Source organism: Streptomyces sp. CNP082 (genome assembly GCF_059570535.1).
In genome coordinates, this window is the sequence record NZ_JCANSZ010000009.1 from 38,042 (window position 1) to 64,845 (window position 26,804).

The window sequence follows — 26,804 nt, forward strand, 5'->3', positions numbered from 1 at the left end:
CGCCCGGTGGCTCGCGGAGCGCACGCGCCTGTCAGCCGGGCCGGCGGTGCAGGCCCTCGGCCGGCATGGCCGTCAGCCCCGCCGCGCCCGTGCGGCGTCCCGGGCTTCCGCCCGGGCCCGCGGACCGTACACGCCTCGGCCGCCAACCGCTCGCGTGCAGGCCGACCGCACGCCCACGCGTCCGCTCCGGGCCCGCGCCTCCGCGGAGCGCGCACCCGTTCCCGTCAGCCGAAGTCCGCCGTGCCGCCGCCGCGCCCGCGCGCCGCGCGTACCGCTTCGAGGAAGCGGCCCGCCGCCTTCGCGCCGGAGTCCTCGCCGCCGCCCCGTTCGCCCGTCAGCGTCAGGACGTACTGCCTGCCGTTGACCGACGTCACGGCACGGTCGCCGCGGCCGAACCACGGCCGGGCCGCGCGCACATCCTGCACCGGGGCGCTGTCGATCTGGGTGCCGTAGCTGGTGAGCAACTCCAGCCGGCCGTCCTTGATGTGCACCTGTCCCGCCCGGGTCAGCGAGCGCAGCCAGCGCCCTATCCGCACCCCGCGAGCCGTGTACTCCGTCTCCGCCACGCCGACCCTCCTCGGCTCCCCCACAGCGCTCCCCCTGGAGCGTTGAGCGCGCATGGGCGGCACCACCCGCACCCGCGGGCGGCACCAGCACTCCTGCCAGTGTGCCCACGACCGGCGGAGGTGGCCAGAGGCCCCGCATATGATCAGGGCGTGACCGCCAGCGCACCACCCCCGGCCGCCGCGCCCGGCGGCGCCCTCCCCACCCTCGACGTCGACCGCAGCGACCCCGGGGCGCGCGCCTGGCTGAACGAGGCCGTCCGCAAGGTGCAGGCCGACGCCAACCGCACCGCCGACACCCACCTGCTCCGCTTCCCGCTGCCCGGGCACTGGGGCATCGACCTGTATCTGAAGGACGAGTCCACCCACCCCACCGGCAGCCTCAAGCACCGCCTGGCGCGCTCGCTCTTCCTCTACGGGCTCTGCAACGGCTGGATCCGCCGCGGCAAGCCCGTCATCGAGGCGTCCTCCGGCTCCACCGCCGTCTCCGAGGCATACTTCGCCGACCTGATCGGCGTGCCGTTCATCGCCGTGATGCCGCGTACCACCAGCAGGGAGAAGACCCGCCTCATCGAGTTCCACGGCGGCACCTGCCACCTGGTGGACGACCCCCGGACGGTGTACGAGGTCTCCGCCCGGCTGGCCGAGGAGACCGGCGGCCACTACATGGACCAGTTCACCTACGCCGAGCGGGCGACGGACTGGCGCGGCAACAACAACATCGCCGAGTCCGTCTACACCCAGCTGCGCCTGGAGCGCTACCCGGAGCCCGCCTGGATCGTCGCCACCGCGGGCACCGGCGGCACCTCCGCCACCATCGCCCGCTACGTGCGCTACCTCCAGTACGACACCCGCGTCTGCGTCGCCGACCCGGAGAACTCCTGCTTCTTCGCCGGCTGGGAGAGCGGCGACCCGGACGTCACCGTCGACAGCGCCTCACGCATCGAGGGCATCGGCCGCCCGCGCATGGAACCCAGCTTCCTGCCCGCGGCCATCGACCGGATGATGAAGGTCCCCGACGCCGCCAGCGTGGCCGCGGTGCGCGCGCTGGAGAAGGCCATAGGACGCAGGGCGGGCGGCTCGACCGGCACCGGGCTGTGGAGCGCGCTGAAGATCGTCGGTGAGATGGTGGCGTCCGGCAGCACCGGCAGCGTCGTCACGCTGATCTGCGACCCGGGCGACCGCTACCTCGACAAGTACTACTCCGACGGCTGGCTCGCCGGACAGGGCCTCGACATCGGCCCGTACGCCGCACACCTCGACGCCTTCCTGGCCACCGGCCGCTGGACCTGCTGACGCCCCGGCCGCTCAGCCCTCCCGGCTCAGCCCTCCGCCGGCTCCTGCGGCTCGCCCGCGACCACGACCTCCGGCAGGTGCTCGGCCATCTCCGCGCGCGCCTGCGGCTGCACCCCCGGGTCCGTCACCAGGGCGTCCACCGCGTCCAGCGAGGCGAACGAACTCAGGCCCACCGTGCCCCACTTGGTGTGGTCCGCGACCACCACGACCCGTCGCGCCGCCCGCACCAGGTGCCGGTTCGTCTCCGCTTCGGCCAGGTTCGGCGTCGAGAGGCCCGCCTGCACCGATATGCCGTGCACCCCGATGAAGAGCACGTCGAAGTGGAGCGTGCGGATCGCCTGGTCCGTCACCGGGCCGACCAGGGAGTCCGACGGCGTACGCACCCCGCCGGTCAGCACCACCGTCGAGCCGCGCGTACCCGGCTGCTGCGCCGCGTAGAACACGTCGGCGACGCGCACCGAGTTGGTCACCACCGTCAGGTCCGGGACCTCCACCAGATGCCGCGCCAGCGCGAACGTCGTCGTCCCGCCGGAGAGCGCGATGGCCGCGCCCGGCGCCACCATCTGCGCCGCCGCGCGGGCGATCTCCTCCTTCGCGCCCGTCTCCCGGGAGGACTTGGCCTCGAAGCCCGGCTCGTGCGTGCTCGCCTCGGCCAGCGGGACGGCGCCGCCGTGCACCTTCTCCACGACCCCCTGGCGCGCGAGCGCGTCGAGGTCGCGCCTGATGGTCATGTCCGAGACGTTCAGCCGGCGCGTCAGCTCGTTGACCCGCACCCCGCCGCGGCGCCGGACCTCGTCCAGGATCAGGGCGCGGCGTTGCTCCGCGAGCAGGTTCTGGTTGTCGCTCACGCCGTCCGCCCTTCGTCCCGAGGTCACCTGCCCGAGTCATCCTCCCATGCGGATACGACCCGTGGCCGCGGGTGTTCACCCACCGGGGTTCCCCCGCAGGAGTAGCCGATACGCCCACAAGGCGCATCGGCGTCCGGTAACGTCCGGAACGTGGGTTGCGAGAGCCAAGCCGCCCGCGCGTGCTGATCGAGAACCAAGACAGCACATGCACTTCCAAGAGCTTTGCTGTACCAAACCGGGCTGGTTTCAACCCGGCTGGTGTTGATCGTGGAAGACCTGTCGAGTCGCCCGCAGGCGGCGTGAGCCAGAAATCCCCCTGCTCTGCCGGGGGAGGATTCAAGATTCCGCTTCGCCTCCCGCGCGGGACGCTGCACCGCGGGGCCGATCCCGGGATGCTGGTTACCGGTACTCGACGCAGGACGGCACGGGGGGCGAGGGGCATGCAGCCGGAGGCGCTGAGCGCCAAGGGGCGCACACCGCTGGGCAGGACGGACGGACCGGACGGCACCAACCGCGCGGCGCCGCAGCCGGGGCTGGAGCTGCTGGTCCACGGCGTCGGCGGGGCCACCCCGCAGGAGATGCTGGGCGACCCGCGCACGGAGCTGGTCACCGGCGACCGTACGGCCGGCATCCACCGCCGCACGGACGACGTGCGGGCGGAGCAGGCGGCGGGAGAGGCCGCGGGGGAGCAGCGCGAAGAGGGCGGCGGATCCCGTACGGAGCCGGTGCAGGAGGCCTACTGCTGGTCGAACCTCACCTCCGGCAACGGCGCGCGTGCGCTGTGGCTGGTGCTCCTCCCGTTCATGATCGCCAATCTCGCGCACTGGATGCGCCCCGCGGCCCCGTCCCGGCACGCCGCCCACCGCGCCTACGACGTGCTGGTGCGGATCTTCGCGCTCACGCTCACCGTGCAGCTCGTGCTGGCCGCCGGCGAGGTGACGCTCGACCTGCTGGCCTGGCAGTGCGCGGGCAGCGCCCACTGCGTCGCGGACAAGTCGTGGCTCGGCTTCATGTCCGCCGGCTCCGGCGGCTGGTTCGGCGCCCCCGGCCGGCGGCTCGCGCTGGCCGCGCTGGTGCCCGTGCTGCTGACGGCGCTGCTGTGGTGGCTGTCGCGGCGCACCTGGAGCATCTACGAGTCCGCCAAGCCCGCGCCGCGCGCGGGCACGCCCGCCGCCGGCGAGCAGCCCGCGCTGTCCCTGCCCGGCTTCTGGTACGGGCGCCGGCTGGTGGCCCGGCTGCGCGCGGCGCACACCGCCACGGGGCTGCTCGCCGTCGCCTCCGCGCTCGTGGCCGTCACCGCCGCGGCCGACGACGACACCGGCGGCGGGCTGCGGGCCGCCGGCTGGGTGCTCGGCGCCCTGCTCGCCGCCGGCTGGGCCGCCGTCGTGGCCCTGGTGTGGCGCTCGGGGCGTACGGAGGCGGAGCCGGACACGGGCGAGGACCGCGGCGCCGTACGGGCCCTGCCGCTGGCGGCACTCGCGCTGCTGGCGGCGGTGCTCGTGCACACCGCGTGGTCCCGGCCCGACTGGGCCGCCACCGGCCGGCTGCCCGGCACGTCGGTCTTCGGCGGCCTCGCCGTGGCGCAGGGCCTGCTCGCCGCCGGGCTCGCGGTCACCGGCTGGCTCCTCCAGCGCCGCGCCACCGGCGAGCCGCCCGCCCTGCGCGGCCTCGGCGGCGCCTGCGTCGCGATGCTGGCCAGCGCCGTGGCCGGGCTCTTCTCCGGCGGCGTCGCCCAGCTCGTCGCGGACTGGCTGGACCGCGGCGCCACGCCCGGCGAGGACGGCCCGCTCGCCGGCCCGCCCGTGGTGCTGTCCTGGCAGGCCACGGCGATACCGCTGGTCGCCCTCCTCGTGGTGCTGCTGGCGCTGGCCGGCGCCTGGCGGACGTGGGTGCTGCGCCGGCAGATCGTCACCGAGGTCGCCGGGCTCTACCCGGCCGAGCACCGCTCCACCGACGACCGCTCCACCGGCCTCAACGACACCCGCACCGGCCGCATCGCCGGCGCCATCGCCCGCGCCCGGCTCACCGACGACGCGCCGCCGGCGGTCGGCGCCGCCGCGCTGGCCACCCTGGTCCTCGGCGCGGGCGCCGTACTCGGCGCCTGGCTCACCGGCGAGGTGCCCGGCAAGGCCGCCCACGGCACCGCAGGACCGCTGCCGGGGCTGGCCCAGACCGGGCAGGCGCTCGGCACCTGGATGATGGGCGCCGGGGTCATCCTGCTGCTGGCCACGGGCCGGCAGGCGTACCGGGATCCCAAGTCGCGCCGGACGGTCGGGATCCTCTGGGACGTCGGCACCTTCTGGCCGCGCGCCGCGCACCCCTTCGCGCCTCCCTGCTACGCCGAGCGCGCCGTTCCCGACCTCGCCTGGCGGACCAGCACCTGGACCGCCCGCACCGGCGGCTGCCTGGTCATCTCCGGGCACTCCCAGGGCAGCGTGCTCGCCGCCGCCGCGGTGTGGCAGCTCGACCCCGGCATCCGCGGCCGGGTGGCGCTGCTGACGTACGGCTCACCGCTGCGCCGGCTCTACGGGCGGTGGTTTCCGGCGTACTTCGGCGACCGGGCGCTGGCCGAGCTCGACGACCAGACGCACGCCTGGCGCAACCTGTGGCGGCTGACCGACCCCATCGGCGGACCGGTGCGGCCCACCTCCCCGGACGGGCGGCCCAGCGACGTCGACCGCAAGCCGCTGAAGGACCCGCTGGCCTTCGAGCGCACCGCCGACCACCCGCTGCCCGCCGCGATCAACGCGCACTCCGACTACCAGGCCGACCCGGCCTTCGCCGCCGAACGCGCCGAACTGCTCGCCCGCGTCGCCGTCGCCCCCGCGGCGCCCCCGGAGCAGTGGCCGCGCCAGGTGCCGCGGCCCGCGGGGGAGCCGGATGCCGGGGACGCGGGCGGCGCGGCGGCTCAGGGCAGCGCCGGGATGTCGTCCGCGTAGAGGAGCGTCAGCTCGTCGGTCGTGGGGTCCGGAAGCTGGGCCACGCGGCCGGCGTGCCGCTCCACCATCGCCTCGAACGTCTGCCGCGCGGTACGGCCGTTGCCGAAGCCGGCGCCCTTGGGGATCACGGTGAAGTACTTGAGCAGCGCCTCGTCCGTGCCGTCGCCGAGGCGGTACTCGTGCTCCTCGGCCTGCTGCGAGACTATGCGCAGCAACTCCTCCGCGGTGTAGTCGCCGAAGGTGATGGTGCGCGAGAAGCGGGACGCCACCCCGGGGTTGACGGCGAGGAACCGCTCCATCTCCGTGGTGTACCCGGCGGCGATCACCACGACCGACTCGCGGTGGTCCTCCATCAGCTTCACGAGCGTGTCGATGGCCTCCCGGCCGAAGTCGCGGCCGGAGTCCTCGGGCGCCAGCGCGTACGCCTCGTCGATGAACAGCACGCCGCCGTGGGCCCGTTCGAACGCCTGCTGGGTGCGGATCGCCGTCGAGCCGATGTGCTCCCCGACGAGGTCCACCCGGGAGACCTCCACCAGGTGCCCGCGCTCCAGCACCCCCAGCGAGGACAGGATCTCGCCGTACATCCGCGCCACGGTCGTCTTGCCGGTGCCGGGGGAGCCGGTGAAGACCAGGTGGCGGCGGACCGAGGCGGCCTTCAGACCCGCCTGCCGGCGCCGCCGGCCGACCTCGATCATGTCCGTCAGCGCCCGCACCTCGCGCTTGACGTTCTCCAGCCCGACCAGCGCGTCCAGCTCCGCCAGCACCTCCCGGGCGGGCCGGGCCGCGGCCCGGGCGTCAGGCGCCGGCAGCGCGGCGCCTGACGCGCCCGCCTGCTGCGGCGCGAACGCGCCGAGCAGGCCTTCCGGTTCCGGCTCGGTACGGGCGGCGGGCACGAGGGGGCGGGCGCTCGCCGTCTCCGCGCTCTCGTCGCTCGTGCAGTCCGTCACGACAGGGCCGCCGCCCGAGCCTTCGGGGGCGGCGGGGCCGGCGTCCGCGAACTCGTAGCCGCCGCGCGCGCAGCGCTCCGTACGGCAGCGGGTCAGGGCCGTACGGCAGCCGTCGATGACGTGGAAGCCGTACCCGAGGCTGCCGGTGACCCGGCAGTTGGTGAACGAGCCGCGCCCCGCGGCCGAGACGAACACCCCGGCCTCGGTGGGCGAGGTGATCGTGCAGCCCTCGACCTCGGGGTCGGCGCCCTTGGTGACGATGATTCCCGAGGCCACGGAGTCGACCGTGGTGTCCCGCACCGTGCCGCCGCTGCCGTGGTCGCGGAACCACGCGCCGGTCGCCGCGTCCCGGATCCGGCACTGCTCCAGCGCGACCTCGGCGCCGTCGCTCACCGACACCGCGGTGCCGCGCACCTGCGCGAGATCGGTGTCGCTCGCCTCGACCGCCGAGCCGCGGTCGAGGACGACGAGCGCGTCGGGCACGTCGTGCACCCGGCAGGACGTGAACGTCGCGGCGGCGCCGTCGCTCACCCACACCGCCGGGTAGTCGCCGGTGCCGTCGTGGACCTCGCACTGCGTCGCCTCGGCGCGCGTGCCCGCGTCCCAGACCGACAGACCGTTGCGGCCGAACCGGCGCACGGTCACCCGCGCCAGCCGCGCCTGCGCGCGTGAGCGCAGGTCCACGGCGTTCTCCGGGACGTCGTGGACCTCGCAGTCGGTGAGCGTGACGACGGCCTCGGTGTCGAGCGAGATGCCGTCACCGGAGGTGCGGTGCACCGTGCAGTCCGTCAGCTCCCCGGAGGCGCGGGACGTCACCTGCACGCCGGCGCCCTTGATCTCGTAGACCTCGCAGCCCACCGCCTCGACCGTGCTGCCCTCCCCGGTGAGCAGCACCCCGGCGCCGCCCGCGTGGTGGATGCGGCACTGCGACAGGTGCGCGCTCGAACCGCCGCGCACCGCGACCCCGCTGCGCCCGGCGGCCAGCACCTCGCAGCCCTCCAGCGCGCCGCCGGACCCGTCGGCGAACGTGACCCCCGTACCGGCCGGGTTGTCGACGGCGCAGCGGCGGACCGTGGGGCGGGCGTCGCCGCGGACCTCTATGCCCGCGGCGGAGCGGGTGACGACCCGCAGCCCGGTCAGCTCCGGCCGGCCCGCCTCGACGAGCACCGCGGCGACCGCCGCGTCCTCCCCCTCGACGTGCAGCCCCTCGACGACCGCGGACGCCCGCACGGTCAGCGCCACGCCGTCGGCGGGCGCGATGCGGACGGAGCCGACCGCGCCGCCGGGGCCGCGCAGCGTCACCGCCCGCTCCAGCACGACGTTCTCCCGGTACGTGCCCGGGGCCAGCGACAGCACGTCGCCGTCGCCCGCGGCCTCCAGGGCCGCGGCGAGCGACCCGTACTCCCCCGTGCGCCGGCGCCATCGCCCGGCCCGTACGGAGCCGGTGTGCGTGACCTGGACGGAGCCCTGTGCCATGTGCTGCTCTGCCCCCACCTCGTGCGTCGGCTTGGCTGGGGCACCACCGTAGCGCGCGCGGCGAGGTCGGCCGGCCACTGTTCAGGCCCGGCCCGTGCTCAGTAGCGCTGTCCGTCCTGGTAGTACGGGCGGGCGTACTGATCCGCATACGTCTGCGGGGACGCCGGCCGGGCGGGCTGCGCCTGCTGCGGCGGCGCGGGCCGCGGGGCGACGGGCCGCATGGCCTCGTACCCGGGCGGGGGCGCCGACTGCTGCTGCGGACGCGGCGGTTGCGGCTGGGGGCGCTGCTGCTCGTAGCCCTGGTCCCAGCGCGGCTGCATCTGCTGGGGAACGGCCGGCTGCGGCACTGCCGGCTGCGGCAGGGCCGGCTGCGGGAGGAACGGCTGCGGCGGGGCCGGCTGGGGCGCCGGCTGGTGGCCGTAGGCCGGGGGCTGCGCGGCGTGCGCCTGGTGCGGATGCGGCGCGGGGGCCGGCGCCGGTACCGGGGCGGGCGGCAGGGCGGCGCGGGGCGCGGGCAGGGCCGGCAGGTGGGGGCCGGTGTCGTACGAAGGAACCCGGATCGGGGCGATCTGGGGGGTACCCCGCTCTTCGACCAAACTGTCGTAGATAGGGGTGTCCGGGAAGGCCGGCGCGGCATAGTAGCCGCCGCCGTACGGGCGGGGGGAGGTCATACCCCATAAGTTAAGCCCACGATGTGCTCGTTGGGGAGGCCGATAAGAAGGTTGTTTTGCGGGTTCGAAGTGACTGACCCTTATCAATACGTGTGAACAAGGGTAAATGGGGCTTCTTGCCGCGTTGAGTTTCTGTAAAGAGCAGGTGGACGGGCGGAGTTGGGCTACTCCCGCGTACGTCATCGGTACGTCACGCGTACGTACGGCCCTTCCAGACGGCCCCCCTGCCGCGGTGGTGCCGTACGGCCGAGTCCACGGTCATGAGCAGATACAGCCCCGCGGTGAACGGCAGCAACGGGGCGGTCCACGGCGGTTGTCCGTAATAGCGGAGCACGGGCAGGTACGTCCCCGCCATCACCGCCCACGCCAGCGCCCCCGCGACGGCGACGCCCGGCGCGCCGCCGAGGAGCCCGGCGGCCAGGGCCAGCGGCGGCACGAGGTACACGAGCGCGAGCCCGCCGACGGTGGCGGCCAGCAGCAGCGGGCTGTACCGCAGTTGGGCGTACGCGCTGCGCGAGACCATCCCCCACAGCTCGGTCAGCCGCGGGTACGGCCGCACGCTGTCGACCCGCTCGGCGAGCCCCAGCCAGATCCGTCCGCCGGTGCGCTTGACCGCCCGCGCCACGGACACGTCGTCGATGAGCGCCCCGCGCACCGCCTCGGGGATCCTCGCCCGGCGGGCGGCGTCCGCCCTGAGCAGCACGCATCCGCCGGCCGCCGCGGCGGTCCTGCCGCCGGCGCGGTTGACCCAGCGGAACGGGTAGAGCTGGGCGAAGAAGTACACGAACGCCGGCACGACCAGCCGCTCCCAGCCGGTGGCGGTACGCAGCCGGGCCATCTGCGACACGAGGTCGTACCCCCCGGCCTCGGCGGCGGCGACCAACTCCCGCAGGCTCTCCGGCCGGTGGGCGATGTCGGCGTCGGTGAGCAGCAGATACTCGGCGTCCGCCGCGTACGCCTGCGCGATCCCGTGCCGCAGCGCCCAGAGCTTCCCGGTCCACCCGGGCGGGGGCTCGCCGGGGGAGGAGACGGTGAGCGGCAGGGCCGGTTTTCCGGCGTCCCCGGCGTCCCCGGCGTCCCCGGCACCCCCGGTGTTCCCGGCCTTCGCGGCGAGCGCGCGGGCGGTCTCCGCGGTGCCGTCGGTGCTGCCGTCATCGACGAGGAACACCTGCGCGGGCCCCGGGTACGACTGCGCCAGCAGGGACGGCAGGCTGTCGGGCAGCACGGCGGCCTCGTCCCGCGCGGGCACGATCACGGCCACGGCGGGCCACTGCGCGGGCGGTGGCCGCCGGGGCAGCCGGACGTCGGTCCGCCAGAAGAGCCCTTGCCCGAGCAGCAGCCACGCCCAGGAGAGCAGGGACAGCAGGGCGATCCACGACAGGAGAGTCACCCGCCAAGTCTCCCGCGACGGCCCCCGCGGGGCGAGCATCCAGGGGGCGGGTCGGGGCACGGCGGGCGGCACCGGCCGTACGGGGCCGTGGCCCGCTCGCCCCGGCCCGAGGCACTACAGTGACGGCGTGAAGATCGCCCTTGTGGACTCCGGGCTCGGGCTTCTGCCCGCCGCCGCCGCCGTGCGGCAACTGCGGCCCGATGCCGGACTGGTGCTGTCCTGCGACCCCGACGGCATGCCCTGGGGGCCCCGGGAGCCCGCGGATCTGGGGGAGCGGGTGCTCGCCTGTGCGCGGGCCGCCGTCGCGTACGGGCCGGACGCGCTCGTCGTCGCCTGCAACACCGCCTCCGTACACGCGCTGCCCGCGCTGCGCGCGGAGCTGGAGCACGCGCTGCCCGTCGTCGGCACCGTGCCCGCCGTCAAGCCCGCGGCGGCCGGCGGCGGCCCGCTGGCCGTGTGGGCGACACCCGCCACCACCGGCAGCGACTACCAGCGCCGGCTGATCCGCGACTTCGCCGGCGGCGTCGCCGCCACCGAGGTGCCCTGCCCCGGCCTCGCCGACGCCGTCGAGCACGGCGACGAGGCCGCCGTCGACGCCGCCATCGCCGCGGCAGCCGCCCGCACCCCCCGCGACGTCACCGCCGTCGTCCTCGGCTGCACCCACTACGAGCTCGTCGGCGAACGCATCCGCGCCGCCGTCCGGCAGCCCGGCGCGCCGCCCCCGGCGCTGTACGGCTCCGCCGCCGCCGTCGCCGGGCAGGTCCTGCGCCGTACCGGCGCCGCACCCGACCCCGCCGCGCCGCCCTCCGGCGACCTCACCGTCCTCCTCAGCGGCCGTCCCGGCGCCCTGCCGCCCGCGGCCCTCGGGTACGCGGCGGGGCGGCTGCTGGCCGGCGCCCCGGCCCGTTCCGGGGCCGTGCCCGGATAACCCCGTCCTGCCGCTGCCGTCCTGCCGCCGCCGTCCCGCTGGCGTACTCTCGGGAGCATGATGGACGACCGCCCCCACGTGTGGACCGGGCGGGCCACGAACCGTATGCAGTGGCTGCTCGCCCTGACCGGCGCTGCCTGCATGGCCCTCGGCATTGAGCTGGCCGTCGCCGCGCCCGGGACCGGCGGGCTCGCCCCGCTGGTCATGTCCGTCGTCGGCTGCATCGCCGCGGGCCTGCTCATCCTGGCCGGGACCGTGGCCTTCGTCCACGTGGCGGTCAGCGTCGACGACCACGCCCTGGAGATCCGCTGCGGCCACTTCGGCCTGCCGCGCCGCCGCATCCCCCTGACCGAGGTGCTCGGCGCCGACTTCGAGCCCCGGGTCACGCCCCGGCACTGGGGCGGCTGGGGCTACCGGTGGCGCCCCGGCAAGGGCACCGCCGTGGTCGTGCGCCGCGGCGAGGGCCTGGTGCTGCGGCTCGCGAACGACCACGACTTCACGATCACGGTCGACAACGCAGAAGAGGCCGTACGGGCCATCCGCGACCGCCTGCGCCGCCCCCTGACCGGCGGCGCCGCCGAGGCGTAGCCCGCAGGTCACGTCGCGTTCCCCGGCCGCACGACGGGCCCGTTTACGCTTACGGTCATGGCGACCCCCGACTTCATCCGCGAGCTGCGCACGACCGCCGGCCAGCAACTGCTCTTCCTCCCCGGTATCAGCGCCGTCGTCGTCGACGACGGCCGGGTGCTGCTCCACCGGCGCGCCGACACGGGGCGCTGGTCGATCATCGGCGGTATCCCGGAGCCGGGTGAGCAGCCGGCGCAGACGGCGGTCCGCGAGGTGTACGAGGAGGCGGGGGTCGTGTGCACGGCGGAACGGGTCGTGATGGTGGAGGCGCTGGACCCGATGGAGTACCCCAACGGGGACAAGTGCCAGTTCATGGACATCACGCTGCGCTGCCGGGCGACGGGCGGCGAGGCGCGGGTCAACGACGACGAGGGGCTGGAGGTCGGCTGGTTCGGCCCGGACGCCCTGCCCGGGGACCTGGAGGAGTTCGCGCGGCACCGGATCCGGCTGGCGCTGGCGGGCGGCCCGACGTGGTTCGCGGAGGCGACGGCGACACCGGGGCCGTAGCACGCGGGGCGGGAACGGGGGCGGGCGAGGGGCGCCGCGTACGGGCCGTGCCACCGCACGGACGCGCCTGTGCGCCGCGTACGCCGCGCCGTCCTTGGCGGGCACCCGCGGCCTCCCGCAGCCGCCCCGCGCGCAGCTCAGCCGTTCTTCGCCGCCGCCGTCAGCTCCGCCAGCAGCTCCGCACCGCCCCATCGCCGCGCCTCGCCCGGGCCCCGGGACTCCGCCTGCAGGACCAGCTCCGCCAGCCGCGCGTTCACCGGTGCCCGTGTCCCGTGGCTGGCCGCCAGCACCGTCACCTCGCCCTGCAGTGTGCCGATCTCCGTGGGGCGGCCCCGCTGCAGGTCGTCCCACATCGACGAGCGGGCCTGGGCGTCCACGCGCAGGGTCGCCGCGGCCAGGCGGCGGAAGAGCCAGTCCGGCAGGCGCAGCACCAGCGGCGTGAGGCCCGGCGGTATCGGGCCCAGGCGGGCGGGGGCCACATTCGCGGCGCGGAAGGCGGCCAGCGCCTCGCGCTGGCACAGCGCCAGGCACGCGCGGTACGAGCGCTGCCCGAGCTGTTCCCGCAGCGGGAGCCCGGACAGCGCGTTGATCGCGTTGTTGAGGTTCATCAGCAGCTTCGCGTGCTGCACGTCGGGCATGTCGTCGCGCTGCTCCACCTCGAGCCCCGCCTGCGCCATCGCCACCACCAGCGGGGCCGAGCGCTCGCCCCCGTCCACCATCAGCACGCCCGCCGTGCCCTGGTGGTACACGCCGGGCGCCGCCTGCACCACGTTGTACGGGACCATGCCCGCGAGCACCGTCCGCCCCGGCAGCCCCCCGCGCAGCAGCGCGGGGTTGCGCAGCCCGTTCTGGAAGCTTACGACCGTCGCCCCGGGGGCCAGCTGCCCGGCGAGCTCGCGGGCGGCCTGCGCGGTGGCCGCGGACTTCACGGTGACCAGCACGTAGTCCGCCCCCGCGACGGCCTGCGGCCCGGTCGCCAGGCGTATCTCGGCCGGCGCGACGCGGCGCTCCGCCCGGCCGCCGCCGGTCAGCAGGATGCCGCGGGAGCGCAGCACGTCCATCGCCGCCGGCCGGCCGACTAAGGTCACGTCGGCCACCTCTGCCAGCATGCCGCCCAGATGGCAGCCGATGCTGCCCGCGCCGAACACGGCTATCTTCACGGTCCCGCCCTCTCTCATCCGGCGGCGCCTCCACGCGCTCGCCGACTCCCGCGGCGCGCGCCGGCGCCGCCCGTACCTCCGACTGTGTTCCCCGCCGCGGGCGCTCCCATCCGCAACACCGGCACCGGAATCCGCTCCGGGCACTCCCGCCCCGGCCGCCCCGCCGGCCGGGCCCTACACCTTGCGGTATCCGTACGCCTCCTGCGCCGCCGCCTCGACCGCGTCCAGGTCCGCGCCCGTCGACGCCGTGACCACCGCCGCCACCGCGCCCTCCACGAAGGGCGCGTCCAGCAGCCGCGCGCCCGCCGGCAGCTCCTCGTCCTCCACCAGCGACTTCACCGTCAGCACCGCGCTGCCCAGGTCCACCAGCAGCCCGACGCCCGCGCCCCGGTCCGCCGTCCGCGCCGCCGCCGCGATGCGGTCCGCGTCCGTGCCGAAGCCGCCGTCCGCCGTGCCGCCCGCGTGCTCGACGGCCACCGTGTCCACGCCCGCCAGCGCGACCGCCATCGCGGCCACGGACTCGGCGACCGCGGCGCTGTGCGAGACCAGCACGAGGCCGACCAGCCGCTCCTCAGCCACCGGACACCGCCTCCGCCGCCTCGGCCAGCGCGCCGAACAGCAGCGCCGACGACGTCGCCCCCGGGTCCTGGTGCCCGATGCTGCGCTCGCCGAGGTACGACGCACGCCCCTTGCGCGCCTGCAGCGGAACGGTGTCCTGTGCGCCCTTGTCCGCCGCCGCCCGCGCCGCCGCGTAGCCGTCGCCGAGCGCGGCGACGGCCGGCACCAGCGCGTCCAGCATCGTCTTGTCGCCGGGGGCCGCGCCGCCGAGCTTGGCGACCGCGTTCACCCCCTCGCCCAGCGCCGTGCGCAGTGCCGCGTCGGTGACCTCGGCGTCGTCACCGAGGGCCTTGCCGGTGCCGCGCAGCAGGGTGCCGTACAGGGGACCCGAGGCGCCGCCGACCTTCGAGATCAACTGCCGCCCGGCGAGCACCAGCACCGCGCCCGGCGTCTGCGGCGGATCGTCCTCCAGGGCCGCGCGCACGGCGGTGAAGCCGCGCTTGAGGTTGGCGCCGTGGTCGGCGTCGCCGATCGCCGAGTCGAGCTCGGTGAGGCGCTCGGCCTCCCGGTCGACGGCCGCCGCGGTGGAGAGCATCCAGCGGCGGAAGAATTCCGCGTCGAGCACGTGCCGTATCCCTTCTCGTACCTTCTTCTGCGGACCTTCTGCGGACCTTCTGCTGACCTTCCGCGGTCCCGTCACAGTCCCCAGCGCAGCCCCGGCGTGCGCACCGGCGCGTCCCAGAGCCGCAGCAGCTCCTCGTCCGCCTGGCACAGCGTGACCGAGCACCCCGCCATGTCCAGCGACGTCACGTAGTTCCCGACGAGCGTACGGGCCACCGGCACCCCCCGCTCCGTCAGCACCCGCTGCACCTCGGCGTTGAAGCCGTACAGCTCGATCAGCGGGGTGGCGCCCATGCCGTTGACCAGCGCCAGCACCGGGCCCGACGGCCGCAGGTCGTCCAGTACGGCGTCGACCGCCGCGTCCGCGATCTCGTGCGACGTCATCATCGGCCGCCGCTCGCGCCCCGGCTCGCCGTGGATGCCGATCCCCAGCTCCAGCTCGCCGTCCGGCAGGTCGAACGTGGGGCTGCCCTTGGCGGGCGTCGTCACCGCGGTCAGCGCGACGCCGAAGCTGCGCGAGGACTCCGCGACCTTGCGGGCCAGCGCCTCCACCCGCTCCAGCGGCGCACCCTCCTCGGCGGCGGCGCCGGCGATCTTCTCGACGAACAGCGTCGCACCGACGCCCCGGCGGCCCGCCGTGTACAGGCTGTCGGTCACCGCCACGTCGTCGTCCACGAGCACCTTGGCGACCTGGATGCCCTCGTCCTGGGCGAGGTCGGCGGCCATGTCGAAGTTCAGCACGTCGCCGGTGTAGTTCTTCACGATGAACAGCACGCCCCGGCCGGCGTCCACGGCCGCCGCGGCGCGCGTCATCTGGTCCGGTACGGGCGAGGTGAAGATCTCGCCCGCGCACGCGGCGTCCAGCATCCCGCGGCCGACGAAGCCGGCGTGCAGCGGCTCGTGCCCGGAGCCGCCGCCCGAGACCAGGCCTACCTTGTCGGTGACGGGCGCGTCGCGCCGCACCACCACCCGGTTCTCCACGTCCACCGTCAGGTCGGGGTGGGCGGCGGCCATGCCGCGCAGGGCGTCCGGCACCACGGTCTCCGGCACGTTGATGAGCATTCGCATGGGGTTCCTCCGGTGTTCCGCCCGATCACGATCGGCTCTGGCTTGCCCAGTATCACGGCAGCGGCGGCCCCGGTCACTCCCTGGGCGGGCGTCGGAGGTACACCCGGACGGGAGGTTTCGCGCGCGTCACCTGAACAGAGCTGCATTGCTGCGACCGGCTTGCGTCCGCGGGTCCGGCACCTGCACTCTGCCGCCACCAATTGACCCGTTCCATCGGAAATCACCTGGAGTGCACCGTGCCGCGGAAGAACCTCACGGCAAACCGGACGACCCTGACGCACCGCGTCCGCTACGCCGCCCGCCACCCGGACCGCGTCCCCGGCTACCTCGCCCGCGCCGGCCGCGACGCCTGGCTGCGGCTGCGCCACCCCCGCGACCACGTGGCGTACTACCGGGCGGTGATGCGCTCCGACTCCGCCGCCGACCCGGAGGCGGCCGTGGGCAGCAGGACGCACGACCGCTGGCTGGCGCTGGGCAAGATGCAGTTCGACTACCTGGCGGGGCACGGGCTGCGGCCCGGGGACCGCATGCTGGAGATCGGCTGCGGCAACCTGCGCGCCGGCTGGCGCTTCATCGACTACCTGGAGCCCGGCCGCTACTACGGCCTCGACATCTCCCCGGACATCCTCTTCGCCGCCCAGGACACCCTCGTGCGGCACGAGCTGCAGGACAAGCTGCCGCACCTCACGCCCGTACGGGACCTGACCTTCGGCTTCCTCCCGGCCGCGCACTTCCGCGTCGTGCACGCGCACAGCGTCTTCTCCCACTCCCCGCCGCACGTCATCGACGAGTGCCTCGCGCACGTCGGACGGGTGCTGCGGCCCGACGGCTGGTTCGACTTCACCTTCGACCGCACGGAGGCCGAGGAGCACCACGTGCTGCGCGAGGACTTCTACTACCGCACCGAGACCCTGGTGGCGCTGGCGGAGAAGCACGGTCTGCGGGCGGAGTTCATGGCGGACTGGGAGAAGCTGCCGCACGGCCAGTCCAAGATCCGCGTCCGCCCTCCGGCCGGTTCCTGACCTCCCGCACGCCCCTTCACCCGTACAAACCGGAGCGCGACCCGAGCGCCGGCGTGCGCACCCGGCGGGTGACAATGGACCCGGCGTACGGCGGGCGCCGCGCGCCGTTGGGGAGGGGTCCGTATGGACGTGCCCGAAGGGGAGCCGGATCCGGGGCTGTTCGGGCCCGCGTCCGTGAGCTGGCACTTGCACAGTGATCCGGTGATGTGGATCGCCGGGGTACGCGCGCTGTACCTCCAGGCCCTGCACCCGCGCGCCGTCCGCGGCGTCATGCAGAACTCCGACTTCCGCGCGGACGCCTGGGGCCGGCTCCTGCGCACCGCCGCCTTCGTCGGCACCCTCACCTACGCCGCCGCCCCCGCCGCGGAACGCGCCGGCGCGCGCGTCCGCGGCATCCACCGCCGGCTGCGCGCCGTCGACCCCGCCACCGGGGAGCGCTACCGCGTGGACGAGCCCGCGCTGCTGCTCTGGGTGCACTGCGCCGAGATCGGCTCCTACCTCCACGTCGCCCGCCGCTCCGGCCTGACGGTCCCCGACGCGTACGCCGACGCCTACATACGCGAACAGCGCACCGCCGCCCGTCTCGTCGGCCTCGACCCGGTCACCGTCCCCGGTGACACCGCCGCCCTCGCCGCGTACTTCGCACGGGTGAACCCGGAGCTGGCCGCCACCCCCGAAGCCGCCGACGTGGACGCCTTCCTGTGCCGCCCGCCCGTCAACGCGCTCCTCGTCCCCGCCCGCCGCCTGCTCTGGCGCCGGGTCGCAAGCCTCGCGTACGCCACACTGCCCCCGTTCGCCCACGAGCTCTACGGCCGCCCCGCGCCCCCGCCCGCCGTGGTCGACCGCAGGCTGCGCGCGACGGCGGCCCTCCTGCGCGCCGTACCGGCCGGGCTGCGGTGGCGGCTGCCGCCGCGGAACATACTCAAGGCCATGGACCGCCTCGGCCCCGCGTCGCGGCCCTCACCTTCCACGCTCGTACGGACGGCAGCCATACTGGACGAGTCGGGGGATAAGGCCACGGGTAACAGCCACGAGTGACCACGAGGCGGCGACAGCGGGGGCGGCAGGGGGAGATGGCGGAGACCAGGCTGATCCAGGGCCGCTACCGGCTGCTCGAACTCCTCGGCCGCGGCGGCATGGGCGAGGTCTGGCAGGCCCGTGACGAGTCCCTGGGCCGCCGCGTCGCCGTCAAGTGCCTCAAGCCCGCGGGACCGCACCGCCAGGGGCACCCCCTCTCCACGGCGATACAGGAACGCTTCCGCCGCGAGGCCCGGGTCGCGGCGCTGCTCCAGCACCGCGGCGTCACCGTCGTGCACGACTTCGGCGAGGACGAGGGCGTGCTCTACCTCGTCATGGAGCTGCTGCAGGGCCGCAACCTCAGCCAGTTGCTGGAGGCGGGCGGGCACCGGCCGCTGCCCGTCGAGGAGATCATCGACATCGCGGAGCAGGTCGCGGCGGCCCTCGCGTACACCCATGACCAGGGCGTCGTCCACCGGGACCTGAAGCCCGCGAACATCATGCGGCTGGGCGACGGCACGGTGAAGATCCTCGACTTCGGCATCGCCCGGCTCGCGCACGACATCGGCTTCACCTCGCGCCTCACCGGCGCGGGCGGCATGGCCATGGGCACCCCGCACTACATGTCGCCCGAGCAGATCTCCGGCGGCGGGGGCATCGACCACCGCAGCGACCTGTACTCGCTGGGCTGCGTCCTTTACGAACTCGCCACCGGCGTCCCCCCGTTCGACATGGACGACGCCTGGGCCGTCCTCGTCGGCCACCGCGACACCCCGCCGGAACCCCTGCGCACCCACCGCCCGGAGATCCCGGAGCCGCTGGAACGGGTGGTCCTGGACCTGCTGGCCAAGGCCCCCGAGGACAGACCGACGGACGCGGGGGATCTGTCGACGCGGCTGAGGGGAAGCCGCGAGGCGGCGGAGGCGGGGACCCCGGGGCGCGAGAACGGCGCGGGCCCGGGAGGCGGGGCCGCGGGGACGGGCGGCGAGAACCGGAACCGCCGGGGGAGCCGGGAGAACCGGGAGAGCCGGGAGAGCGGCGAGGTCCGGGGGAGCGGCGAGGCCGGGCCGCCGGCGTGGACGGCGGGCATCACGGCGGGCGCCCGTTCCGTACGCGCCCCCCACACGACCCCGCAGCCCGGCCGCCCGGAGGACGTGCTGCTGCGCACCTGGCCGCCGGTGAACGCCCCTGCCCCCGGCCCCCCTGCGGTACCGCCGAGCTGGCCGGAGCGGGGCACCGGCCCCGGCATGGCCACGAGCGGCGTCTCCGGCACCGGGCGGCATCCCTTCTCCCACGCACCCCCCTCCTCGCACACCCCGCCCCACTCCAGCCACCCGCCGCACCCCTACGCGCCCCCCGCCGCCCCGCGGTCCGGCGGGAACTTCGCGCCGCAGCACGTCCTCGACGCCTTCGCCGGGCGGCACGACGCCGCCGTCAGCCTCGCCCGGCTCGGGCGGTGGGAAGAGGCCGCCGCCGCGCACCGCGCCCTCGCCGCGGAACGCGCCGCCGCGCTCGGCGGCGACCACCCGGACACCCTCGCCTCCCGGCACCAGAGCGGCTTGTGCCTGGCCCGCCTCGGCCGCACCGAGGAGGCGCTGGAGGAGTTCCGTACGGCCGCCGCGGGCAGGGAGCGGCGCCTCGGCCGGGAGCACGCCGACACCCTCGCCGTCCGGCAGGAGACCGCGTACGCACTCGGCCAACTGGGCCGGCACGCCGAGGCGCTGGAGGTCTACGGCGCCGTGCTCGCCGACCGCGAGCGCACCATGGGCTACGAGCACCCCGACACCCTGCGCTGCCGCCACAACCTCGCGTACACCCTCAGCCGCCTCGGCCGCTACGAGGAGTCCTACCGCGTCGCCAGCGAGGTCACCGCCGTCCGCACCCGCGTGCTCGGCGCCGACCACCCCGACACCCTCGTCACCCGCTACGAGGTCGGCCACGCACTGGGCAGCCTCGGCCACTGGGAGCAGGCCCTCGCCACCTACCGCGACGTCGCCACCGCCCGCGCCGCCACCCTCGGCCGCGAGCACCCCGACACCCTCGCCGCCCGCTACGAGGCGGGCATCTGCCTGGGCCGCCTGGGGCGGCACGAGGAAGCCCTCGCCCACTACGAGTCGCTGATCGCCGACCGCACGCAGAGCCTGGGCACCCGCCACCCCGAGACGCTGCGCGCCCGCCACATAAGGTGCGTCACCCTCGGCCGGCTGGGCCGCTGGCACGAGTCGCTGACCGAGGCCCGCGAGGTCACCGCCGTGCGCGAGCGCGTCCTCGGCCCGGAACACGCCGACACCCTCGCGGGCCGCCGCGAGACCGCCGTCGCGCTGGGCTGGCTGGGCCGCTGGGCGGAGGCCCTGACGGTCCACCGCGAGGTGGCCCGTGCCCGCGAACGCACCCTGGGCGCCGCCCACTCGGAGACCCTGTCGAGCCGCCACGACGAGGCCCACTGCCTGGAGCAGTTGGGCCGTACGGCGGAGGCGGCGGAGGTCTACCGCCTGGCGGCGTCCCGCCGGTCCTCGGGCTGAGGCGAGCGGGGCGGCCGGCGGCGGTGGGGCCGGCGGCGGGGCGGCAGCCCTCCGGCGGACATGCGGGCCGCGCCCGGGCACCCCTGCCCCGGATTCCCCGCCCCGGATCCCCCGGTTGCTGTCCGCGGGGCGCACGTGTCCCCTGGTCCGCCGCGATCTTCCGTGTTACCAAGAGCCATGTCACTCCGCAGCAGCTACGACGCCGTCGTCGTCGGGGGCGGTCACAACGGCCTCGTCGCCGCCGCCTACCTCGCCCGCGCCGGCCGCTCCGTGCTCGTGCTGGAGCGCCTGGACCACACCGGCGGTGCCGCCGTCTCCGCCCGTACGTTCCCCGGCGTCGACGCCCGGCTGTCGCGCTACTCGTACCTCGTGAGCCTGCTGCCCCGCGCCATCGTCGACGACCTCGGTCTCGCCTTCGCCGTCCGCAAGCGCGCCGTCTCCTCCTACACCCCCGCCGTGCGCGCCGGCCGCCCCACCGGGCTGCTCGTCGAGACCGACCCCGGCTCCGCCACCCGCGAGTCCTTCGCCGCACTGACCGGCGGCGACCGGGAGTTCGACGCCTGGCGGCAGTTCTACGGCATGACGCGGCACGTCGCCGAGCGGGTCTTCCCCACCCTCACCGAGCCGCTGCCCACCCGCGGCGAGCTCAAGGCCCGGATCGGCGACGATGCGGCCTGGCGCGCGCTCTTCGAGCAGCCGCTCGGCGAGAGCGTCGAGGCGGCGTTCGCCGACGACCTCGTGCGCGGGGTCGTGCTCACCGACGGGCTCATCGGCACCTTCGCCTCCGCCCACGACCCGTCCCTCGCCCAGAACCGCTGCTTCCTCTACCACGTCATCGGCGGCGGCACCGGCGACTGGGACGTACCGGTCGGCGGCATGGGCGCGTTCACCGACGCGCTCGCCGCTACCGCCCGCGCGGCCGGCACACGGCTCGCCACCGGCCACGAGGCCGTCGCCCTGCACACGGACGGCGAGCGGGCGGAGGTGACGTACCGGACGGCGGACGGCGAGGGGACCGTCGCCGCGCGCACCGTGCTCGTCGGCGCCTCACCCGCCGCCCTGGCCGGGCTGCTCGGGGACCCGCCGCCGCGGCCCGGCCCCGAGGGCGCGCAGCTCAAGGTGAACATGCTGCTGCGGCGGCTCCCGCGGCTGCGCGACGCGCGGGTGGACCCCCGGCAGGCGTTCGCCGGTACGTTCCACGTCGCCGAGGGCTACGCCGACCTGGAGACCGCCTACCGCCAGGCCGCCGCGGGCGGGCTGCCGCAGGCGCCGCCGTCCGAGATCTACTGCCACTCCCTGACGGACCCGTCGATCCTCGCCGACGACCTGGTCCGCGACGGCTACCAGACCCTCACCCTCTTCGGCCTCCACGCCCCGGCCCGCCTGTTCGCCGACGACAACGACGCCGCGCGCGAAGCGCTGCTGCGCGCCGCCCTCGCCCAGCTCGACGCCCAGCTCGCCGAACCCCTGGCCGACTGCCTCGCCACCGACGCCGAGGGCCGGCCCTGCATCGAGGCGAAGTCCCCGCTCGACCTGGAGCGCGACCTGCGGCTCCCGGGCGGCAACATCTTCCACCGCGAGCTGGCGTTCCCGTACGCGACGGAAGAGACGGGCCGGTGGGGCGTCGAGACACGGCACGCGAACGTGCTGCTGTGCGGGGCGGGCGCGGTGCGCGGCGGGGGCGTGAGCGGGATCCCGGGGCACAACGCGGCGATGGCGGCGCTGGGTCGCTAGCGCGGGGGTGTGCCCGGTGCCGTACGAGCCGGGCGCGGGGGCCACCGCCAGGCGGCCCCGCGCCCGCGCCTCAGTCCGCCGACGCCGTCCAGCCGTCCAGCTCCACCCGCTGCGCGTCCTCCCGCCGCCCGTCGTCGAACAGCACCCCGTACCCGTCCGTCACCCGCACCCCGTCCACGTACACCCCGCGACCGACGTACTGCCGGTCCGTCACATACCGCCACCGCAGCCGCACCGGCCGCCCACGCCACCCGTCGAGGCCGGCTGCGGCCCGGTGCCACACTCGCCCGGACCAGCCGTCCGCCGTCCCCTGCGGATGCTCCCGTACGCTCCCCTCGCCCCGCGGGCGGCTCGTGAACGGCACCGGCTCCCACGACCCGCCGCCGTCCGCCGACGCCTCCAGGCGCACCGTGTCCCACTGCGGCTCGGTGTCCCACCACAGCTCGAACTCCAGCGACCCCCGCTCGCCGGAGACCGTCACCTCGGGCAGTGTCAGCGTCGACGTCTTCTGCTGTGCCGTCCCGCCGAACCACGCCGTACGCCCGTCCTCCGGCCGCACCGCCACCGCACGCGCGAGGTTCGTCCCCGCCGCCGCCCGCGGCGCGCTGCCCGAACGCCAGTTGCGCACGGGGTGGACGGAGTTGCCGAGAAGCACGAGGAAGGTGTCGGTCGTCGGGTCGATGACCAGCGCGGTGCCGGTGAAACCGGTGTGGCCGGCGGACTTCGGGGTGGCCATCGCGCCCATGAACCAGTGCTGGTACAGCTCGAAGCCGAGGCCGTGCTCGTCACCGGGGAATGCGGTGTTGAAGTCGGTGAACATCAGCTCCACCGACTCCCGCTCAAGGATCCGCGTGCGCCCGTACACCCCGCCGTTCAGCAGCGTGCGGCAGAGGATCGCCAGGTCCCAGGCGGTGGAGAACAACCCGGCGTGCCCGGCGACCCCGCCGAAGGAGTACGCGTTCTCGTCGTGCACCTCGCCCCGCACCATCCCGCGGTCGAGCCCCGACCACGGCTTGCGCGCGTCCTCCGTGGCGGCGATGCGTGGCAGCCACCCGGCGGGCGGGTTGTAGCGGGTGCGGCGCAGGCCGAGGGGGCCGGTGATGTCGTCGGCGAGGAGCCGGTCCAGCTTCTTCCCGGTGACCTTCTCCAGCACGAGCTGGAGGCTGATCAGGTTGAGGTCCGAGTAGAGGTACGTGGTCCCCGGCGCGTTGGCCGGTGCCTCCCGCCACAGCCGGGCGAGCTTGTCCTCCCACGTCGGCTCCGCGTACAGCGGGATCCAGGCGGCGAACCCGGAGGTGTGCGTGAGCAGTTGGAGGATGGTGATGTCCTGCTTGCCCGCGGCGCCGAACTCGGGGAGGTACGAGGCCACGGTGGCGTCGAGCGCGAGGGCACCGCGCTCGATCTGCTGCACGGCGAGGAGGGAGGTGAAGAGCTTGGAGACGGAGGCGAGGTCGAAGACGGTGTCCATTGACATGTCGACCTGCTGCTCGGCCGGCAGCTCGACGCCCGTGTCGGTGGCTTCGTCGTACGACGCGTAGCGCACCGCTTTGCCGATCGCCCGCTCCAGCGCCACCGTCCCTCCGCGCCCCGCGAGGATGACGGCGCCCGCGTACCAGGGGTACGTCGGCGACGGACCGAGGAACGTCTCGGCGTCGGCCGCCAGTTGCCGCAGATGCGGCTCCAGCAGCCCGGCCCGCGCAGCGCTGCCGCGCCGCAGCACGGGGGCCGCCCCGCTCGCGGCGGACGCCGGGTCAGCGGCGTGCGCCGGGAGGCCGGGGGAACCGGGGACCACGAAGAGCGCACCTCCAGTAGCGAGTACACCGGCGGCGAAGCGCCGCCGGCCCAACTGACCCCATCCTCTGCCAGACGGTGCGTTCGTCATGATTCCGACTCCTCCTGAAAGAATCCTTCCGGGCAGCGCAGGAACGGTGAAACTTTCTTCCAGGGGATGGGTGCTGTCAAGACCGGCGTCTTCTCACCCCGGCACGAGGCAGAACGGATGGCCCGCAGGGTCCTCGTACACGCCGGCCCGCACCGTCGCCGTGGCTGCGCCGGGCAGTGCGTACACGTCCGCGCCCCGTCCCCGCCCGGTCGGCTTCACCCCCGTGACCCTCGCACCTCATTCCGGGCTCGTAGAGATAGCCTCTGAGCGCACAGTCGGCCCGTGGTTGGGATACGAACGCATGATCCGCGTCATGACCTGGAATCTCTGGTGGCGCTTCGGGCCGTGGCAGGAGCGGACCAAGGCCATCCTCAAGACCCTCCGTGACGTGCGCCCGGACGTCGTCGGGCTGCAGGAGGTCTGGGGCCGGGACGGGGACAACCTCGCCGGATGGCTCGCGGGCGAGCTGGGCATGCACTGGACCTGGGCGCCCTCGCCCGAGCCCGGGCGCTGGCAGCGGCGCATCGGCGATCCCACCGTCGACGTGGGCAACGCGGTGCTCAGCCGCTGGCCGATCGCCGAGCGGGAGAGCGTCGTGCTGCCCTCGGGCGAGGAGGAACCGGACGGTCAGCAGGCGCTGTACGCGCGGGTGGCCGCGCCCGGCGGTGTGGAGGTGCCGTTCTTCACCACGCACCTGATCTCCCGCCCCTCCGCCTCCGCCACCCGCTGTGCGCAGGTCTCGGCGCTCGCCCGGTTCGTCCACGAGCGGCGCGGCGACGGGGACTTCCCGCCCGTGGTCACCGGCGACTTCAACGCCGAGTCCGACTCCGACGAGATGCGGCTGCTGTGCGGCACGAAGACCGCCCCCGCCGTGCGCGGGCAGGTGTTCCTCGACGCCTGGCGCTACGCCCGGCCGGGGACCTTCGGTGCGACGTGGGACCCGGCCAACCCGTACGCGGCGCGGATCCTGGAGCCGGCCTCACGGATCGACTACGTGCTGGTGGGGCCGCCGGGTCCGGAAGGTGAGGGGCACGTGCGGGACGTGCGGCGGGCGGGGGACGCGCCGGCCGGCGGGGTATGGGCGTCGGACCACTGCGCGGTCGTCGCGGACCTGGCCACGGAACCCGTCGCGGACGTGGCCGCGGAACCGGTCGTCCCCGGCAACTGAACGGGTGCGCCCCGCTGTTCCCTTGCACGGCCGCGGTCCCTCTATCGTGGCCTGTTCCGCCGCCCGCCGCGGTGGATACCCTGGCTCCGGACGACGCTCACTGGGAGGAGCAGGACGTGGCCAACAGCACCACTCAACAGCCGGCGGCGGGCAGCGGGAAGCCGCAGCTCGATCTGACAGGCGCCACGTGGCAGTCGAGCAGCCAGGGGGTGGGAGACGTCGAGATCGCGTTCGTCGAGGGCTACATCGCCATGCGCGACGGGCGCAACCCGGAAGGGCCCGCGCTGATCTTCACCCCGGGGGAGTGGCGCGCCTTCGTCCTCGGCGCCCGCGACGGGGAGTTCGACCTGACCTGACCCGTCATCGGCCGTGACCCGCCGGGTCACGCCAGCACGGCGCAGCCCCGCTCGCGCAGCGCGACGAGCGGGGCTTCGGTGCCTTCGACCTCGTTCCAGCGCAGATCCAGCTTTTCCAGCGCGGGCAGGTGCGCCAGCCACGCCGGGACGTCGCGGATCGCGTTGGCCCGCAGATCCAGGCGGCGCAGCAGCGGCAGCCCGTCGAGCGCCGCGGGCACGCTCCGCAGCGCGTTCTCGCGCAACTCCAGCTCACGCAGCGCGTGGAGCCCCGCCGCCGAGTCGGGCAGTCCCGTGAGCGCGTTGCCGCGCAGCCACAGCTCGCGCAGCGAGGACAGCCGCCCGATCGACTCCGGCAGCCCGGTCAGCCCGCAGTGCTGCGCGCGCAGTTCCTGCAGGCCCGCCATCTCGCCCAGTTCCCCGGGCAGGGCGCCGAGGGGGTTCTCCCCGACGTTGAGGTAGCTCAGCGCACGCAGCCGGCCGAGCCCGGCGGGGAGCCGGGTCAGCCGGTTGTCGTGCAGGTACAGGCAGCGGTTCAGAGCGGGCAGGGACCCGACGGCCTCGGGCACCGCGGTGAGCGCGTTGTGCCCGAGGTCCAGGGTGTGCAGCCGGGTGAGGGCGGCGATGTCGTCCGGGACGTGTGTCAGCGCGTTGCCGGCCAGGACGAGCACTTCGGCGTCCGTCTCCCGCCACACCTCCGGCGGTACGGCGGCCAGGCCGGCCCGCCAGAGGTTGACGGTACGGGTCACGGCCAGGGACCCAGCTCCGGCAGCAGGCCGTCGAGGCGCTGGTGCGGCTCGCGGCCCGCCAGCCACGCGGCGAGATCCGTGAGCCGGCCCCTGACCACCTGAGCCCGGCCCGCGGGGTCCCCGGCGCCGGCGCCGCCCCCGCCGCCGAACGAGTACCGCACCGGCCCGTCCGACTCGACCAGCGTGAGCCCCGCGGGCGCGCGGGGCGCGAGGAAGTCGAAGAGGTGCAGGCACAGCTCGCGCGGCCAGGCCGCCGAGCAGGTCGCGAGGTTCGCGTCCGCGGTGTGCACCTCCAGCTCACGCCACCAGCAGTGCAGGGCGCCCAGCAGGTCGCCGTCGCGGTAGCGCACCGGGCGGTCCCAGTCCGCGTCCGCCACCGACCCCCAGACCGCCTCCGCCTCGGCCAGGGTGGCCGTGACCGCCGCGGTCAACTCCGCGGCGCTGCGTACCGCACCGGCCTCGATGCCCGCGTCGCGGGCCGGCCGGCCGCCGTCGTACACCTCGATCAGCTCGCCCTTCAGGGCGTACCGCGCCTGGCGGGCGAGCGCCCGGCCGATGCCTTCGATGTGCGACAGCACGTGCGCGCGTGTCCAGTCCGGCAGTCTGGACGATCCGCGCTCCTTTCCCACGGTGAGCTCTGCCAGCGCGATGCGCAGCCGTTCGTGCCCGTCCAGCACGTACGCCCACACCTCCGGTCCCCGCAACAGGCCCCCGGCTTGAGCCATCCGACCCCTCCTCTGTCGTCGACGGGGAGACAC

Annotated in this window: 23 protein-coding genes; 11 read left to right on the forward strand and 12 right to left on the reverse strand. The window is 75.2% G+C overall.

Going from position 1 to position 26,804, the window contains the following annotated elements:
- Positions 1 to 224 precede the first annotated feature (224 nt).
- On the reverse strand, positions 225 to 566 hold the full coding sequence (locus B124_RS10645) for a hypothetical protein (RefSeq protein WP_496502489.1): 342 nt from the start codon (positions 564 to 566) through the stop codon (positions 225 to 227).
- Between the two features lie 150 nt (positions 567 to 716).
- Here B124_RS10645 and B124_RS10650 point away from each other — a divergent pair, with 150 nt between their 5' ends.
- Complete coding sequence (locus tag B124_RS10650; RefSeq protein ID WP_496502490.1) at positions 717 to 1,859, forward strand: PLP-dependent cysteine synthase family protein; 1,143 nt, start codon at positions 717 to 719, stop codon at positions 1,857 to 1,859.
- Between the two features lie 26 nt (positions 1,860 to 1,885).
- On the opposite strand, the gene B124_RS10655 is transcribed toward B124_RS10650, so the two are convergent.
- Positions 1,886 to 2,707 carry a DeoR/GlpR family DNA-binding transcription regulator gene (locus tag B124_RS10655; protein ID WP_496502491.1) on the reverse strand — a complete coding sequence of 274 codons (822 nt, stop codon included), beginning with the start codon at positions 2,705 to 2,707 and terminating at the stop codon, positions 1,886 to 1,888.
- Between the two features lie 440 nt (positions 2,708 to 3,147).
- Here B124_RS10655 and B124_RS10660 point away from each other — a divergent pair, with 440 nt between their 5' ends.
- The gene (locus B124_RS10660; RefSeq protein WP_496502492.1) at positions 3,148 to 5,646 is read left to right on the forward strand and encodes a hypothetical protein; all 2,499 of its coding nucleotides are present in this window, start codon (positions 3,148 to 3,150) and stop codon (positions 5,644 to 5,646) included.
- Here the strand turns inward: B124_RS10660 and B124_RS10665 are convergent.
- From B124_RS10665 to B124_RS10675, 3 genes are all read right to left on the reverse strand, one after another.
- Complete coding sequence (locus B124_RS10665; protein ID WP_496502493.1) at positions 5,616 to 8,069, reverse strand: right-handed parallel beta-helix repeat-containing protein; 2,454 nt, start codon at positions 8,067 to 8,069, stop codon at positions 5,616 to 5,618. The genes B124_RS10660 and B124_RS10665 overlap by 31 nt on opposite strands.
- A 98-nt stretch (positions 8,070 to 8,167) precedes the next feature.
- Positions 8,168 to 8,740: a DUF6643 family protein gene (locus B124_RS10670; RefSeq protein ID WP_496502494.1), complete on the reverse strand. Its 573-nt coding sequence runs from the start codon at positions 8,738 to 8,740 to the stop codon at positions 8,168 to 8,170.
- 190 nt (positions 8,741 to 8,930) lie between these two features.
- Positions 8,931 to 10,169 carry a glycosyltransferase gene (locus B124_RS10675; RefSeq protein WP_496502610.1) on the reverse strand — a complete coding sequence of 413 codons (1,239 nt, stop codon included), beginning with the start codon at positions 10,167 to 10,169 and terminating at the stop codon, positions 8,931 to 8,933.
- Between the two features lie 88 nt (positions 10,170 to 10,257).
- On the opposite strand from B124_RS10675, the gene B124_RS10680 reads away from it, so the two are divergent.
- The 3 genes from B124_RS10680 to B124_RS10690 are packed head-to-tail and all read left to right on the forward strand — an operon-like array spanning position 10,258 to position 12,192.
- A complete protein-coding gene (locus tag B124_RS10680; protein WP_496502495.1) occupies positions 10,258 to 11,058 on the forward strand; it encodes a glutamate racemase in 801 nt (266 codons plus the stop codon).
- Between the two features lie 57 nt (positions 11,059 to 11,115).
- Positions 11,116 to 11,646 carry a hypothetical protein gene (locus B124_RS10685; RefSeq protein WP_496502496.1) on the forward strand — a complete coding sequence of 177 codons (531 nt, stop codon included), beginning with the start codon at positions 11,116 to 11,118 and terminating at the stop codon, positions 11,644 to 11,646.
- A gap of 57 nt (positions 11,647 to 11,703) precedes the next feature.
- Positions 11,704 to 12,192, forward strand: coding sequence for an NUDIX hydrolase (locus B124_RS10690; protein WP_496502497.1), 489 nt, complete (start codon positions 11,704 to 11,706; stop codon positions 12,190 to 12,192).
- A 137-nt stretch (positions 12,193 to 12,329) separates the two neighbouring features.
- Here B124_RS10690 and B124_RS10695 read toward each other — a convergent pair whose 3' ends face one another.
- From B124_RS10695 to dhaK, 4 genes are all read right to left on the reverse strand, one after another.
- A complete protein-coding gene (locus tag B124_RS10695) occupies positions 12,330 to 13,352 on the reverse strand; it encodes a 2-dehydropantoate 2-reductase (protein WP_496502498.1) in 1,023 nt (340 codons plus the stop codon).
- A 174-nt stretch (positions 13,353 to 13,526) separates the two neighbouring features.
- A complete protein-coding gene (locus B124_RS10700; protein ID WP_496502499.1) occupies positions 13,527 to 13,931 on the reverse strand; it encodes a PTS-dependent dihydroxyacetone kinase phosphotransferase subunit DhaM in 405 nt (134 codons plus the stop codon).
- Entirely contained in the window at positions 13,924 to 14,535 is a 612-nt protein-coding gene (dhaL, locus tag B124_RS10705; RefSeq protein ID WP_496502500.1) for a dihydroxyacetone kinase subunit DhaL, read from the reverse strand. Before dhaL ends, B124_RS10700 begins: the two co-directional genes overlap by 8 nt.
- 71 nt (positions 14,536 to 14,606) lie before the next feature.
- The gene (gene dhaK / locus B124_RS10710; protein ID WP_496502501.1) at positions 14,607 to 15,599 is read right to left on the reverse strand and encodes a dihydroxyacetone kinase subunit DhaK; all 993 of its coding nucleotides are present in this window, start codon (positions 15,597 to 15,599) and stop codon (positions 14,607 to 14,609) included.
- 236 nt (positions 15,600 to 15,835) lie between these two features.
- Here dhaK and B124_RS10715 point away from each other — a divergent pair, with 236 nt between their 5' ends.
- The 4 genes from B124_RS10715 (at position 15,836) to B124_RS10730 (ending at position 21,894) form a co-directional block, all read left to right on the forward strand.
- Positions 15,836 to 16,621 carry a class I SAM-dependent methyltransferase gene (locus B124_RS10715; protein ID WP_496502502.1) on the forward strand — a complete coding sequence of 262 codons (786 nt, stop codon included), beginning with the start codon at positions 15,836 to 15,838 and terminating at the stop codon, positions 16,619 to 16,621.
- 123 nt (positions 16,622 to 16,744) lie between these two features.
- Positions 16,745 to 17,659, forward strand: a complete 915-nt coding sequence (locus B124_RS10720; RefSeq protein WP_496502503.1) for an oxygenase MpaB family protein — start codon at positions 16,745 to 16,747, stop codon at positions 17,657 to 17,659.
- A 35-nt stretch (positions 17,660 to 17,694) separates the two neighbouring features.
- Positions 17,695 to 20,160, forward strand: a complete 2,466-nt coding sequence (locus B124_RS10725; protein WP_496502504.1) for a serine/threonine-protein kinase — start codon at positions 17,695 to 17,697, stop codon at positions 20,158 to 20,160.
- Between the two features lie 177 nt (positions 20,161 to 20,337).
- A complete protein-coding gene (locus B124_RS10730) occupies positions 20,338 to 21,894 on the forward strand; it encodes a phytoene desaturase family protein (RefSeq protein WP_496502505.1) in 1,557 nt (518 codons plus the stop codon).
- 70 nt (positions 21,895 to 21,964) lie between these two features.
- Here B124_RS10730 and B124_RS10735 read toward each other — a convergent pair whose 3' ends face one another.
- Entirely contained in the window at positions 21,965 to 23,776 is a 1,812-nt protein-coding gene (locus B124_RS10735) for a serine hydrolase domain-containing protein (protein WP_496502506.1), read from the reverse strand.
- A 301-nt stretch (positions 23,777 to 24,077) separates the two neighbouring features.
- On the opposite strand from B124_RS10735, the gene B124_RS10740 reads away from it, so the two are divergent.
- Entirely contained in the window at positions 24,078 to 24,944 is an 867-nt protein-coding gene (locus B124_RS10740) for an endonuclease/exonuclease/phosphatase family protein (RefSeq protein ID WP_496502507.1), read from the forward strand.
- A 116-nt stretch (positions 24,945 to 25,060) separates the two neighbouring features.
- The gene (locus B124_RS10745; RefSeq protein WP_027757485.1) at positions 25,061 to 25,300 is read left to right on the forward strand and encodes a DUF397 domain-containing protein; all 240 of its coding nucleotides are present in this window, start codon (positions 25,061 to 25,063) and stop codon (positions 25,298 to 25,300) included.
- A 26-nt stretch (positions 25,301 to 25,326) separates the two neighbouring features.
- Here the strand turns inward: B124_RS10745 and B124_RS10750 are convergent, their stop codons facing one another.
- Positions 25,327 to 26,046: a leucine-rich repeat domain-containing protein gene (locus B124_RS10750; protein WP_496502508.1), complete on the reverse strand. Its 720-nt coding sequence runs from the start codon at positions 26,044 to 26,046 to the stop codon at positions 25,327 to 25,329.
- On the reverse strand, positions 26,043 to 26,771 hold the full coding sequence (locus B124_RS10755) for a maleylpyruvate isomerase family mycothiol-dependent enzyme (protein ID WP_496502509.1): 729 nt from the start codon (positions 26,769 to 26,771) through the stop codon (positions 26,043 to 26,045). The genes B124_RS10750 and B124_RS10755 overlap by 4 nt, the downstream gene beginning before the upstream one ends.
- Positions 26,772 to 26,804: the final 33 nt, after the last annotated feature.

Coding starts and splice junctions, on each gene's coding strand:
- B124_RS10735 (WP_496502506.1), bottom strand. CDS start 23,776: ATGACGAACGCACCGTCTGGCAGAGGATGGGGTCAGTTGGGCCGGCGG.
- B124_RS10675 (WP_496502610.1), bottom strand. CDS start 10,169: ATGCTCGCCCCGCGGGGGCCGTCGCGGGAGACTTGGCGGGTGACTCTC.
- B124_RS10740 (WP_496502507.1), top strand. CDS start 24,078: ATGATCCGCGTCATGACCTGGAATCTCTGGTGGCGCTTCGGGCCGTGG.
- B124_RS10755 (WP_496502509.1), bottom strand. CDS start 26,771: ATGGCTCAAGCCGGGGGCCTGTTGCGGGGACCGGAGGTGTGGGCGTAC.
- B124_RS10670 (WP_496502494.1), bottom strand. CDS start 8,740: ATGACCTCCCCCCGCCCGTACGGCGGCGGCTACTATGCCGCGCCGGCC.
- B124_RS10660 (WP_496502492.1), top strand. CDS start 3,148: ATGCAGCCGGAGGCGCTGAGCGCCAAGGGGCGCACACCGCTGGGCAGG.
- B124_RS10720 (WP_496502503.1), top strand. CDS start 16,745: ATGGACGTGCCCGAAGGGGAGCCGGATCCGGGGCTGTTCGGGCCCGCG.
- B124_RS10725 (WP_496502504.1), top strand. CDS start 17,695: ATGGCGGAGACCAGGCTGATCCAGGGCCGCTACCGGCTGCTCGAACTC.
- B124_RS10665 (WP_496502493.1), bottom strand. CDS start 8,069: ATGGCACAGGGCTCCGTCCAGGTCACGCACACCGGCTCCGTACGGGCC.
- B124_RS10685 (WP_496502496.1), top strand. CDS start 11,116: ATGATGGACGACCGCCCCCACGTGTGGACCGGGCGGGCCACGAACCGT.
- dhaK (WP_496502501.1), bottom strand. CDS start 15,599: ATGCGAATGCTCATCAACGTGCCGGAGACCGTGGTGCCGGACGCCCTG.
- B124_RS10690 (WP_496502497.1), top strand. CDS start 11,704: ATGGCGACCCCCGACTTCATCCGCGAGCTGCGCACGACCGCCGGCCAG.
- B124_RS10730 (WP_496502505.1), top strand. CDS start 20,338: ATGTCACTCCGCAGCAGCTACGACGCCGTCGTCGTCGGGGGCGGTCAC.